Origin of the sequence: Sphingopyxis soli, assembly GCF_018682675.1 — a bacterium.
Classification (GTDB): domain Bacteria; phylum Pseudomonadota; class Alphaproteobacteria; order Sphingomonadales; family Sphingomonadaceae; genus Sphingopyxis; species Sphingopyxis soli.
In genome coordinates, this window is record NZ_JAFMTR010000026.1 from 1 (window position 1) to 12,331 (window position 12,331).

Annotated in this window: 11 protein-coding genes and 1 pseudogene; 8 read left to right on the top strand and 4 right to left on the bottom strand. The window is 67.2% G+C overall.

Annotation, left to right across the window (positions count from 1 at the left end; genetic code table 11):
* The 7 genes and pseudogenes from J1N50_RS03355 to J1N50_RS03385 form a co-directional block, all read left to right on the top strand.
* Positions 1-1,500: pseudogene (locus tag J1N50_RS03355) on the top strand (glutamine-synthetase adenylyltransferase); the annotation flags it as partial.
* On the top strand, positions 1,497-1,961 hold the full coding sequence (locus J1N50_RS03360; RefSeq protein WP_215350367.1) for a peroxiredoxin: 465 nt from the start codon (positions 1,497-1,499) through the stop codon (positions 1,959-1,961). The pseudogene J1N50_RS03355 and the gene J1N50_RS03360, both read left to right, overlap by 4 nt.
* A complete protein-coding gene (locus J1N50_RS03365; protein ID WP_215350368.1) occupies positions 1,961-2,752 on the top strand; it encodes a ferritin-like domain-containing protein in 792 nt (263 codons plus the stop codon). Before J1N50_RS03360 ends, J1N50_RS03365 begins: the two co-directional genes overlap by 1 nt.
* A gap of 153 nt (positions 2,753-2,905) precedes the next feature.
* A complete protein-coding gene (locus J1N50_RS03370) occupies positions 2,906-3,571 on the top strand; it encodes a M23 family metallopeptidase (protein WP_246553033.1) in 666 nt (221 codons plus the stop codon).
* A 90-nt stretch (positions 3,572-3,661) separates the two neighbouring features.
* Positions 3,662-4,003, top strand: a complete 342-nt coding sequence (gene erpA / locus J1N50_RS03375; RefSeq protein WP_215350369.1) for an iron-sulfur cluster insertion protein ErpA — start codon at positions 3,662-3,664, stop codon at positions 4,001-4,003.
* A 161-nt stretch (positions 4,004-4,164) separates the two neighbouring features.
* Entirely contained in the window at positions 4,165-4,938 is a 774-nt protein-coding gene (gene xth, locus J1N50_RS03380; RefSeq protein ID WP_215350370.1) for an exodeoxyribonuclease III, read from the top strand.
* Entirely contained in the window at positions 4,935-5,927 is a 993-nt protein-coding gene (locus J1N50_RS03385; RefSeq protein WP_215350371.1) for a cyclic nucleotide-binding domain-containing protein, read from the top strand. Before xth ends, J1N50_RS03385 begins: the two co-directional genes overlap by 4 nt.
* On the opposite strand, the gene J1N50_RS03390 is transcribed toward J1N50_RS03385, so the two are convergent.
* The 4 genes from J1N50_RS03390 to J1N50_RS03405 all read right to left on the bottom strand — a co-directional run bounded on the left by J1N50_RS03390 (position 5,924) and on the right by J1N50_RS03405 (position 10,690).
* On the bottom strand, positions 5,924-6,850 hold the full coding sequence (locus tag J1N50_RS03390) for a class II glutamine amidotransferase (protein WP_215350372.1): 927 nt from the start codon (positions 6,848-6,850) through the stop codon (positions 5,924-5,926). The genes J1N50_RS03385 and J1N50_RS03390 overlap by 4 nt on opposite strands.
* 54 nt (positions 6,851-6,904) lie before the next feature.
* Entirely contained in the window at positions 6,905-8,026 is a 1,122-nt protein-coding gene (locus J1N50_RS03395) for a DUF1501 domain-containing protein (RefSeq protein WP_215350373.1), read from the bottom strand.
* Positions 8,027-8,029: 3 nt separating this feature from the next.
* A complete protein-coding gene (locus tag J1N50_RS03400; RefSeq protein WP_215350374.1) occupies positions 8,030-9,460 on the bottom strand; it encodes a DUF1800 domain-containing protein in 1,431 nt (476 codons plus the stop codon).
* A gap of 63 nt (positions 9,461-9,523) precedes the next feature.
* Positions 9,524-10,690, bottom strand: a complete 1,167-nt coding sequence (locus J1N50_RS03405; protein ID WP_215350375.1) for an N-acetyltransferase — start codon at positions 10,688-10,690, stop codon at positions 9,524-9,526.
* 126 nt (positions 10,691-10,816) lie between these two features.
* On the opposite strand from J1N50_RS03405, the gene J1N50_RS03410 reads away from it, so the two are divergent.
* On the top strand, positions 10,817-11,908 hold the full coding sequence (locus J1N50_RS03410; protein ID WP_215350376.1) for a fatty acid desaturase family protein: 1,092 nt from the start codon (positions 10,817-10,819) through the stop codon (positions 11,906-11,908).
* The last annotated feature ends 423 nt before the right edge of the window (positions 11,909-12,331 follow it).

The following is a 12,331-nucleotide window of genomic DNA, read 5'->3' on the forward strand; positions in this document are numbered from 1 at the left end:
GCGGCGACGAGCGGCCTGCCGCGCGACGAGGGCGATCTGGCGGGCGCGCTGCTGGCGGCAGGTTTCGATCCGCCCGACGCCGCGCTCCGTACAATCTCGGAATGGCGCGGAGGCAAGCTGCGCGCGCTGCGCAGCGCGGCGGCGCTCGAGGCGCTCGAGACCGCGCTTCCCGAACTGGTGAAGGCGCTCGGCGCCGCGCCCGATCCCGACGCCGCGCTGCTCCGCTTCGACAAGCTCGTCGGCGGCCTGCCGAGCGCGATCGGCTTTTTCCACCTGCTCGCCGCGCAACCCGCGCTCGCGAAGATCGCGACGCGCATCCTGTGGCTCGCTCCGGCGCTCGCCGATGCGCTCGGCGCGCGCGTCGAGCTGATCGAAGGGTTGATCGACAAGCGTGCGTTCGAGGCGCCCGCGACCAAGGCCGAACTGCTCGCCGAATGGGCGCCGGGGCTCGCCGGGCTCGACTACGAACGCCTGCTCGACCGCGTCCGCGACCGGGTCGGCGAGCGGCGCTTCGCCTACGGTGTGCAGCTTATTGCCGGTTCGACCGATCCGCTTGCCATTGCGTGCGGCTATTCGGAACTTGCCGAGGCGGCTTTGCAGGTGCTTGCCGATGCCACTGTCGCCGAATTCGTCGCCGCGCACGGCCGCGTCCCCGACAGCGAGCTCGTCGTGCTTGCGCTCGGGCGGCTTGGGGGCCGGGCGCTGACGCATGCGTCGGACCTCGACCTCATCTATCTCTTCACCGGTGATCATCTCGCCGAATCCGACGGGCCGCGTCCGCTCGGTGCGACGACCTATTACAACCGCCTGGCGCAGCGCGTGACGGCCGCGATGTCGGTGCCCACCGCGGCGGGCAAGCTTTATGACGTCGACACGCGGCTGCGGCCACAAGGGGCGCAGGGTCCGCTCGTCGTCACGCTCGACAGCTTCGAACGCTATCAGCGCGAGGAGGCGTGGACGTGGGAGCATATGGCGCTGCTTCGCGCGCGACCGGTCTATGGTTCGGATCGGGCGAAGGCCCAGGTGCGGCTCATCATGGACGAACTGCTCGCCGCCCCGCGCGACCGCGCGACGGTCGCGAAGGACGCCGCCGAGATGCGCGACAAGATCGCTGCACACAAGCCCCCGAAAGGTCCGCTCGACATCAAGGGCGGGCCCGGCGGGCTTGTCGATCTCGAATTCGCGATGCAGGTGACGCAGCTCGCGACAGGACGGTGTCACGATCCCAATATCGGATCGGCGCTCGCCTGCCTGAAGGTCGACGGCCTCGCCACGCCCGAGATCTGCGAGGCGCACGGCCTGCTCGCGCGGATGCTCGTGATGCTGCGGCTGACCGCGCCCGAGGGGGAACCCGCGACCGCCGCTGCGCGTCAACTCGTCGCGAGCGCGTGCGGCGAGCCAGGCTGGCCGCAACTGCTTGCCGCGCACGATGCGGCGCGGCAGGAGATCGCGGACTGGTGGGCCTCGATTCGTCCGCCGCAGCAGGAGACGAAGCCATGACACTCGCCATCGGAGACGCCATTCCCCCGGTCACGCTGCTCGACGCCGACGGCGCGAGGATCGATCTTGCGAGCCTGAAGGGCGCGCCGCTTGTCGTCTATTTCTATCCGAAGGCCGATACGCCGGGCTGCACGGTCGAGGCGCAGGATTTCACCCGTCTTGCACCGGAATTCGCGCATCTGGACGCACAGGTGCTCGCGGTGTCGCGCGATGCGCCGGCAAGGCTCTGCAAGTTCCGCGACAAATATGGCCTGACCGTCCGCCTCGCGTCCGACGAGGACGGAGCGGTATGCGAGGCGTTCGGCACCTGGGTCGAGAAGCAGAATTACGGGCGCAGCTATATGGGGATCGAGCGGTCGACCTTCCTGTTCGGCGCCGATGGCAAGCTGGCGAAGGAATGGCGCAAGGTGCGCGTGAAGGGCCACGCCGAGGCCGTGCTGGAGGCCGCGAAGGCTCTTTGATGCCAACCCTGGGCGAAGCTGCGCGGGCGGTCCTGCTGACGCCGGACCCGCACGACAAGCGCCGTGCGGCGCGGGCGCTGGCGCGGGCGTGGCGCCGCGGCGAGCTTGCGCATCGTTGCGACGCCGCGATGCCCGACCGGCCCGCTTGGCCCGCCAGACCCGAATTGCTCGCGCCCGGCCAGATGCCGCGCCGCCGCAAGGGCGGGTCGACACGCGGGCGGATCGCGATGCTCCACGCGCTCGCGCATATCGAATTCGTCGCGATCGACCTGGCGGTCGATCTCGTCGGCCGGTTCGGCGGTGCGTTTCCGCGCGGCTTCGTCGACGACTGGATCGGGGTCGCCGCCGATGAGGCGATGCACTTTGCGTTGCTCGACCGCAGATTGCGCCAGCTCGGCAGTTTCTACGGCGAATTGCCCGCGCACGCCGGGCTTTGGGAAGCGGCGGAGGCGACGAACGACGACGTTCTGGCGCGTCTTGCAATCGTTCCGATGGTGCTGGAGGCGCGCGGGCTCGACGTCACGCCGGCGACGGTCGAACGCTTTCGGGCTGCCGGCGACGCGGTCTCGGCAAAGATTTTATCGCGTATTTACAAGGATGAAATCCGCCATGTGACCGCCGGCACAGTCTGGTTTAACCAAAAGTGCGACGAAATGGGATTCAACGCCGTCGAAACGTGGCAAAGTCTCGTAAAAGCGCGATTTCGCGGATCGCTGAAGCCTCCGTTCAACGACTCGGCGCGCCATGAAGCCGGTTTAACGCAAGACTACTACGCGGTTATTGCTTGGTAAGGTTTGCGCCGTCATCAACACTCGCGGGCAGGGAATTATCCCAATCCGAAGCAAAAATCCGGCACCGGCGATCCCGAAACGGGACACTGGCGACAAGGACTGCGGGGTCGATACGTGCGATACGCTCTACTGGCGCAAAAGTTTCATTCTGGCTTGATTATCGCTGCTGCGGCAGTGGCGGGGCTGACCGCTCCGGCCGCGCATGCGGCGAATGCAGGCAATGACGCGAGCATCACGGTTCCCGACGAGCCCGATGACGACGGGTTCACGGCGGGCGTTCCGTCGGTCGGCGAAAACACCGAAGCGCGGGCGATCTTCCAGGCCTGGAAGCGCCTCGACACCGGTCTGACCGCGAACATCGGCATTGCGGTGCCCTCGCGTCGTCCGATCGAGAAAATGTCGCTGTCGTCATCCTACGGGATGCGCGTCCACCCGGTCACCGGCAAGCTCGCGCGCCACAATGGCATCGACATTCCGGCGCCCTATGGCACCCCCATTTATGCGACCGCCGACGGCATCGTCGGCCGCGCCCAGCGGCTTGGCGGCTATGGCAATTATGTCGAGGTCGAGCACGGCAACGCGATCCAGACGCGCTACGGCCATATGTCGTCCTTCATCGTTACTCCCGGCCAGCAGGTGAAGAAGGGCGACATCCTCGGTTATGTGGGCTCGACCGGCCGTTCGACGGGCAACCACCTTCACTATGAAGTCCGCATCGAGGGCGAACCCGTCAATCCGATGCCCTTCTGCCAGTCGGAAACCATGGCGATCGCCGCCATGACGGGGAACAAGAAGCTCGCAATGGGCGGTCCCGAATAACAAGCTTTCCTGGGTCGGAGAGGAGGGGCGCTCTACGGCTATAGCCGGGGCGCCCTTTTCATTTGGGGCTGCGGCCCCTATCTTGTCGAAATGGCCACGCAGGTTTCCGACATCACCCTTTCACCCGCCGCTGCGGCGCGCGTCCGCTGGATCGCCGACCGGAAGGGCGAGGGCCATGCGGCGCTCCGCCTCGCGGTCGATGGCGGCGGCTGTTCGGGCTTCACCTATCGCTTCGGGCTGGCAGAGAGCATCGACGCCGATGATATCGTGACCGAGACCGACGGGGTCAAGCTGGTCGTCGATCCGGTCAGCATCGATCTCGTGCGCGGCTGTATCGTCGATTTCGTCGATTCGCTCGGCGGATCGTCGTTCAAGGTCGAAAACCCCAACGCGGCGTCGGGCTGCGGCTGCGGGTCGAGCTTCTCGATCTAGGCACCTGCCATTTTGTCGTCATGCTGAGCTCGTTTCAGCATCCATGGCCGATTCTCTCGTTCAGCGCTGCGCCGAAGGAAGCGGCGGACCATGGACCCTGAAACACGTTCAGGGTGACGAAGGGGCTGTGATCGGCGCCCTCTTGCTGCCATAGGTGCGGCATGAAGATAGCGACCTTCAATATCAACGGTATCAAGGCGCGCCTGCCGCGTCTCGTCGAATGGCTTGAGGAAACCCAGCCCGACGTCGCCTGCCTGCAGGAACTCAAGTCGAGCGACGAGACGATGCCGACCAAGGAGATCGAGGCGGCGGGCTACGGCTTTCTCTATCACGGGCAAAAGGGCTTCAACGGGGTAGCGATCCTCGCCAGGGACGAGCAGCCGGTCGAAATCCAGCGCGGGCTCGAAGGCGAAGCCGAGGACGAGCAGTCGCGCTACCTCGAGGCCGATGTCCGGGGCGTCCGCGTCGGCTGCATCTATCTGCCCAACGGCAATCCGCAGCCGGGTCCGAAATTCGATTACAAGCTGCGCTGGATGGCGCGGCTGCGCGAGCGGGCCAAGGCGTTGCTTGCCGCCGAAATCCCGGTGATCCTGGCCGGCGACTATAATGTCATCCCGCACGACGATGACGTCTGGGATCCGCGCGGGCCGATGGCCGCCGATGCGCTGATGCAGCCCGAATCGCGCGACGCTTTCTTCCGCATTCTGGGCGACGGCTGGACCGACGCGGTGCGCAGCCGGCATCCGGCGGGCGGGGTCTGGACCTTCTGGGATTATCAGGCCGGGGCGTGGCAGCGCGACCATGGTTTTCGCATCGACCATCTGCTGCTCAGCCCCGCGATGGCCGACCGGCTCGTCGATGCCGGGGTCGACAAGGACCATCGCGGCCGCGAAAAGGCGAGCGACCACGCGCCGACCTGGGCGGTCTTTGCATGAGCCTGCTGTCCGCCGCGAAGCTGGCGGACGCGCCGCTCTTCGCGGGACTGGCCGAGGCTGAGCGCATCGAACTCGCGGACGCCTTTGTTCCGCGCCATTTCGCCGATGGCGAGGCGATCCTGATCCAAAACGAACGCGCCGAAGGGCTGTTCCTGATCGACGCGGGGCAGGTCGATATCGGCAAGCGGCTGCCCGGCGGCGGCCTTGCCCTGCTCGCCAAGGTCGGGCCGGGCGAGGTGATCGGCGACATGGCGCTGATCGGACGCGACCTCAAACGCTCGGCCATGGGGATCGCGCGCGGGCCGGTCGCGACCTGGTATCTGCCCGCCGACCAGTTTCGCGCCGCGCTGTCGCAGCTTCGCCCTGCCTCGCTGCAATTGCAGGCGGAACTCGGGCGGCTGGTCGCCAGCCGCGTCGTCGCCAAGGCATCGGATATCGCCGCGTTGCTGGCCGAAGACCCCGACGCCTTCATGCCGCGGCCGCAGCGCGCGCTCCCGCCGGTTGCCGAGGAGGCCTTCAGCCCCGAGCCTTTCCTTGCGCGACTGCCCTGCTGCGCCGCGATGACCCCCGCGCAGCGCCTCGCCTTCTGGGACGCGGGCGAGCGGATCGATATCGCCGCCGACACCGACCTTGCGCTCGTCGGCGGCGCTTCGGACCGGGTATGGCTCGTCGTTCGCGGTGCGGTGCGCAGCGCGCTGCCGCATGGCCCGGGTATCTATCAACTCACCGTCACCGGCCCCGGCCAGCTGGTCGGGATCGCCGCGCTGCTGGCCGGCGGCCCGCACGACCGGCTGCTGCGCACCAGCGAACAGGCGACCCTGCTCGCCTTCGACCGCGCGACCTTCACCGAGATGATGACGACGGGCGACGCGCTCAGCCGCGAACTCGGCGCGTCGGTCAACGCCGATCTCGTCACTGCGCTCGATGCGCTCGATCAGGTCGAGGCGCGCATTCTCGCAATGCGTCGCGACCACGCCGTCGCGGCCTAACGCGCGAGCGGGATCACCCGGAATTTCGGAAGATCGCCGTCCATTTCGGCATGAACCATCGCATATTCGGGGACGGGCATCCATGTCGCGCTGTTCGACGACAGCGGCTCCGACGCGATGATCACCGCGCGCGGTTCCTCTTCGCCGCCGACCATCTGCCATTCGCCGTCGTGCAGGCCGTAATCGCGTCCTGTCGTGAACCACATCGACAGGAAGTTCATGTTCGCCTCGTGCAGCTGGTCGGGCGATCCGGTGCGATAGTGGCCGAAGTCGAAGCAGTGGCGGAGGCCCAATATCTGCCGCCCCGTGGTGATGAACAGGTTGCAGCTCGACGAGATCGCGATGCCATGGCGTCGCCGCGCCGCCTCGATCAGCTCGACCGTCTTCTGCACCGCGGCGACCAGTTCGTCGCGGCTCGGCTCGACGCACCAGTCGGGGAGCTGCGACAGCAGCAGCGCATAGACCCATTCGCTGTCGGTCGATCCCGAAATCTGCGCGAGGAGTTCGGGGTCCATATCGGCCATCAGCGTCCCCTTCATCTCGCCGATCCGGTAGATGTCGCCGTTGTGCGCCATTGCCACCGCCGCGCCAGGAAAGTGAAAGGGATGGGTGTTCTGCTCGCTGACCTTGACCGTCGTCGAATAGGCGACGCCGCGGACATGCGCGATCACGCATTCGGCGCGCGTCTTTACCGCAAGCGACTTGAGATTGCCGTCGAACACCGGCAGCGACGGCGAGCGATAGCGGTGCGGTTCCTGCGGCAGAAAGCTCGACGCATCCCACGCCATCATTCCGAACCCCGCGAGGTTCAGCATGTGCAGCATCTTGGGCATATAGGCCTGGTTGACGAGGCTGGAGTCGGGCTTGAAGAGCAGGTCGTCGAGTTGCACCGGCTCGCCCAGATACATCATCGCGCGGCACATGATCCCGTCCCCACCCGCTGGTTCGGGGGCAGCCTAGACACGGCGCGTCGCGCGTCAAGCGTCAGGGTAGAGCGTTCTTGCGACCCGCGCCGGATCGAGATCATAATGCTGCGCGATCGCGCCCGCGACGACGCGTTCGAGGCTGCGTGTCGGCTTGAGGTCGCGGCCTTGGTAGCGCGCGGGTACGGCCAGCCCCGGCCAGTCCGCGGATACCCTGCCGCCGTCGGCCAGTCCGCCGCCGAAGAACATCGCGGTCGACGCGGTGCCGTGATCGGTGCCGCCGGTGCCGTTGACCTCGATCGTGCGGCCGAATTCGGTCGCGACGATGACCAGCGTGTCGGCCCATACCGGGCCGAGCCCGGTCCGAAGCGCACCGACAAGCTGATCGAGCCCGCGAAGCTGTACCGCGAGGCGCCCGCGCTGCGCGCTGTGCGTGTCCCAGCCGCCGGTCTCGACCATCATCACGCGCGCCCCGTCGGCGGGAAGCATCAGCGAGGCGGCGAGTTTGCCGAGCTCGGCGCCGTTGCGGCCGTTGTTGCCGCCGATGTCGCTCGTCAGTTCCTGCGTCTTCACCGCGCTCTCCCAAAGCGGGCGCAGCAGCGCGTCACCTTCATACATGGCAGTCAGCCGCGCGATCAGGTCGGCGTCGGCCTGCGGCAGGCGGCTCGGCGCGTAGGTGCCGACCGGCACCGTGCCGCGCAGCGCGAGCGGGACCGCGGGGGCGATAGCGATCGCCTCGCGCTCCGCAGCGGGAAGCAGGATAAGCAGCCGCCCGACCCAGCCGTCGTCGCGCTCATATGGGCGCGAGCCGCCTCCTTCCAGAACATTCTGCCCGTCGAAATGCGAGCGGTCGCGATAGGCGGTGGCGACGGCGTGCGCGAAATGCGCCTGCTTCGCGGCGAAGAGCGAAGCGCCGGTCACGAGCGCAGGGTGCAGCGTGAACAGGCCGTCGAGCTTCGCGCCGCCGCTAGTTTCATCGGCGAGCGCGCGCCGCGCGGCGGCGAAGGCGGGGTCGCCCGTGGGCGCGACGACCGCCAGGCCGTCCGCCGCGCCGCGCTGGATCACAAAGACGAGACGTCTGGCCGTGCCTGCGGCGGCATAAGCGAAGCGCGGCATCGCGGTCGACGCGGCGACGGCGATGCCCGACAGGATGATGGAACGACGCGAGAGGATCATCGTCTATCTCCGCAGGAAGACGGGGCTGGCGAAAAGCATCGCGAGCGCCTGTCCGGGGCTGTCGGCGCGCGTGATCGCCTGTTCGATATCGGGGGGCATCGCGTCCGCGACGATCAGGGGCGCGAGCTTGCGCGCATCGACGCGGTCGCCGATACGCCCGGCGATCCGGCTGGCGATTTCGACGCGCTGCATCAGCGCTGCCGACCCCGCCCAGGTCGCGACGAGGTCGTCATAGCCCGCGGGCGATCCCGGACGCCACAGCGGCTGGCCGAGCTGGGTGAAGATCGCGGGCACATTCTGCTTCTCGCCGATCGCGGGCAGTTTCAGCGCGCGCATCGTCGACACGGTCCAGTCCCACGGCGACTTGAACATCGTCGCGCCGCCTGCCCATGGCTCGGGTGAGGCGATCAGCGTGCTATACAGCGAGGGCAGGTCGCCGCCGGTCTGGCGGAAATCAACTGTCAGCCGCTCGACGAGCGCGGGGGGCGGTATGTCGCCGGTGAAATGGCGCGCCAGCTTGGTCGCGATATGCGTTGCGGTCGCCGGGTGGACCGCAAGGTCGCGGAGCACCGCCTCGCCTTGCCGTGCACCGGGCTGATCGTACCGCTTGCCGAGGATCGTCTGTGCGCCGGGTTCGTGGAGTTGGGCGATGAACACCGTGTCACCGGGCCGCGCGTTGGCGGGCATCAGGCGTTGCCCGGCGCCCTTGCCGAGCCCGGCGACGGTCAGCCCCGTCAGCGCCTTGGCGAAGGCGGTGACGTCGGCTTGCGTATAGCCGGTGCGGACACCCAGCGTGTGCAGCTCCAGTATTTCGCGCGCCAGATTTTCGTTGAGGCCGAGCTTCGCCTGCTTCCGGCGGCGCCGGACGCGCTGCGCGACGGGGCTGTCGGGTCCGAAGCTTAGCGCCTGGTCGAGATAGAGCAGCATTGCCGGGTGGCGCACCGCCGCGATCAGCAGGTCGGCGAATTTGCCCATGATATTCGGGCGGATCGCCTCGAACTCATAATTGCCGGCAAAGCCGATCATCGTGATCTTGTCGGCCGACACCGCGAAATGATTGGCCCAGAAATGTGTCAGCCGTTCGGGGAAGGGGGTCGGCGTCGCGACCGCATTCGCCAGCCGCGCGCCCGCGGCATCGACATAGTGCCGGCGGATCTCGGACCGCGACAGGCGACGGAGTTCGGGCTCCATGCCCTTTTCCTCCTCGCTTATCGGCATGTCGGCGGCCTCGCGCCGCATCGTCTGCCGATCCTCCCGATAGTCCAAATAGGCGGCGGCGATCGCCGCGCGGCCGGGGAGCGCCGCGATTGCGGCGGGAGCGGGGTCGAACGCGCCGAGCTGGCGCGTCAGCCAATCTTGCGGATCGCCGATCGCTGGATCATCCCAGCGGCGCCCGAGGCCGAAACGATTGGCGGCAAGATAGTGCGTCGACATGACATGCCTTTTCCGAACCGGAAACGCACGATGCCGGCCATTTGTCGCAAAGCTGTGCCAGCGTCAGAGCATCTTGTCGTAGAGCTGGTACACGCGGTTGCGCCGCGCGTTGATCGCGTCGGCCACCGCGACCATCCCCTGATTGTCGTCGAGAACCCAGCCGATATCTCCCTGGGTCGCGCCATAGTTGGCGACGCCGTCGCGGCGGATATATTCGATCATCATGAAGGCGAGCGTGCTCGCCATGCGGCTGTTCTGCAATTTCTTGACCACGCCCATCAGCGGCACGCGGAGCCGCTTGCTCCTGGGCTTCTGCAGCCACCAGAGCAGCTTTGCCCAGTTGAGGGGCAGCAGCGATCCGTCCATCTCGATCAGCAGCTCGTTGATGTCCGGCAGCACGATCATGAAGGCGACGGGCTCGCCGTCGACCTCGGCGACGCGGATCAGATCCTCGAAGACGATGTCCTTCAACTTCTTGCCGACATAGGCGATCTCGCTGTCGGTCAGCGGCACGAAACCCCAATTGTCCGACCAGGCATCGTTGAGGATGCCCATGATCAGCTTCGCCTCGGCGTCGAATTTCTTCTTGTCGACACGGCGGACGCGGATGCGCTCGTTCTTTTCGCCCGCGGCGACGATCCGGTTCACCAGCGGCGGGAAGCCGTCGACGATCTCGACGCCATAGTTGAAGAGCTGCTTGACCGGCCGGTATCCCTCGCCCTCGATCCAGCCCCGGTAGAGCGCGCTGTTGTGGCCGAGCATGATCGTCGGCGGGGTATCGAACCCCTCGATCAGCAGGCCGGGCTCGTCCCAGACCGAAATCGACAGCGGGCCCAGCGCGCGCGTCATGCCCTGGCCGCGCAGCCACTCCTCGGCCTTGGCGATCAGCGCGCGCGCCACCTCGGCGTCCTCGGCCTCGAGCAGGCCCCAGTTACCGGTGCCGGGTCCCATGCCCTGTTCGGCGGGCTGCGCGAGGGCGAGTTCGTCGATATGCGCCGAGATGCGCCCGACGGTGCGCTCGCCGCGCCGCGCGATGAAGAGCTGCGCCTTGCCGTGCTCGAACCACGGATTCTTGCCCGGCGTCAGCAGGCCGTAAACCTCGCCCTTCAGCGGCGGTACCCACGCCGGGTCGCCGCGATTGAGGCGATAGGCCAGCTCGACGAACTCGCGCCGGTCGGCTTTGGTCTTGACGGGGTGGAGGGTGAGGGGGCCTTCGTTGTGGGCGCTCATACTGGTTTCCTGGGGATGCGATCCTATATGCGTGGCGACGCATTAGGGCATTGCTGCGGCGCTGGCGACCCGCATTCGGCCATTTTGCTGCCACGAAATCATGGTGAAGACGCGGACATGTTAGCAATGAACACCCTTGTCGACCGCCTGTCGAGCGAGCCGGCGGTCAAGACCCCCAAGTCGGCGATCCCCGACGATATGGCGATGATCCGCGCGGCGTCGGAGCTGACGCGCGACCTCGTCACCCCCAGCGCGCGCATTTACTGGACCGATTTCCTCGCCTCGACCATCGTCGGCTATGCCGGCGTCGTGGCCGCGATCCTCGCGCCCTCGACGGGCTGGCTGCTGGTTGCGAGCCTCGTCGCGGTGCTCGCCCTCTACCGCGCGGGCAGCTTCATCCATGAGCTGACGCATATCCGCAAGAATGCGCTGCCCGGCTTTCGCTTCGTCTGGAACCTGCTCGTCGGGGTGCCGCTGTTGATCCCGTCCTTCATGTACGAGGGCATCCACAGCCTGCACCACAACCGCACCAAATATGGCACGGTCGAGGATCCCGAATATCTGCCGCTCGCGCTGATGAAGCCGTGGACCGTGCCGCTGTTCGTCGTCGCGGCCGCCTTTGCGCCGCTGGCGCTGCTGTTCCGTTACGCGGTGCTGACCCCGCTGTCCTTCCTGATCCCGCCGCTGCGCAAGCCGGTGCGCGAGCGCTATTCGGGGATGATCATCAACCCGATGTTCCGCCGCAAATCGCCCGAGGGCGAGTTCCGCCGCCAATGGGCGTGGCAGGAGGGCGGCGCCTGGGCGTGGTCGACCCTGCTCGTCGCCGCCGGCGTGTTCGGCTGGGTGCCGCTCCGCGCACTCGTCATTTTCGGCGCGATCGCGGCCGCGACGCTGGTGCTCAACCAGATCCGGACGCTCGTTGCGCATCTCTGGGAAAATGACGGCGAGGAGCTGACCGTGACCGCGCAGTTCCTCGACAGCGTCAACGTCCCGCCGCCGGGGCTGCTGCCCGAGCTGTGGGCGCCGGTGGGCCTGCGCTATCACGCGCTGCACCACCTGCTGCCGGGCGTGCCCTATCACGCGTTGCCCGAGGCGCACCGCCGTCTGAAAGCGGCGCTGCCCGCGGATTCGCAATATCATGGCGCGAATTACCGCAGCCTGCCGAAGCTGGTGCTGAATCTGGTTGCGGGGTCGGCGCGGGGAGCCGCAGCCCGATAACCCTCCGGGCGCGGCGTCGGCTCTGAGCTGCCCATCTGCCGTCCCTTCCTCGTCGTTCCGGGTTGGGGCTCCGGCCCGGGACAATTCCAAAGTTCAGGAAAGTTCAGCCCTTTGCGCGCCCCGGGCGGCGCTTCGCGGCGGGCTGCACCCGTTGTGTCGTGGTCACACGCGCAAGCCAGGCAGCGACCGCTCTTGTCCGCCAGAGGAAAGCTGGCACAGCGGGATAATGTAGGAAAGGGCTATTTGAGGGCGGTGTCGGTTTTGGGGTAGGGAGCGGACGCCCCGAGTCCGTCATGCTGGCTGCGGCGATGGCCTCGCTGTTTCAGCATCCATGGCCGGGCCTTGCATCTGACGCAGCGCCGAAGGAAACGGCGGACCATGGATCCTGAAACAAGTTCAGGATGACGATGCTGGAAATGTCGT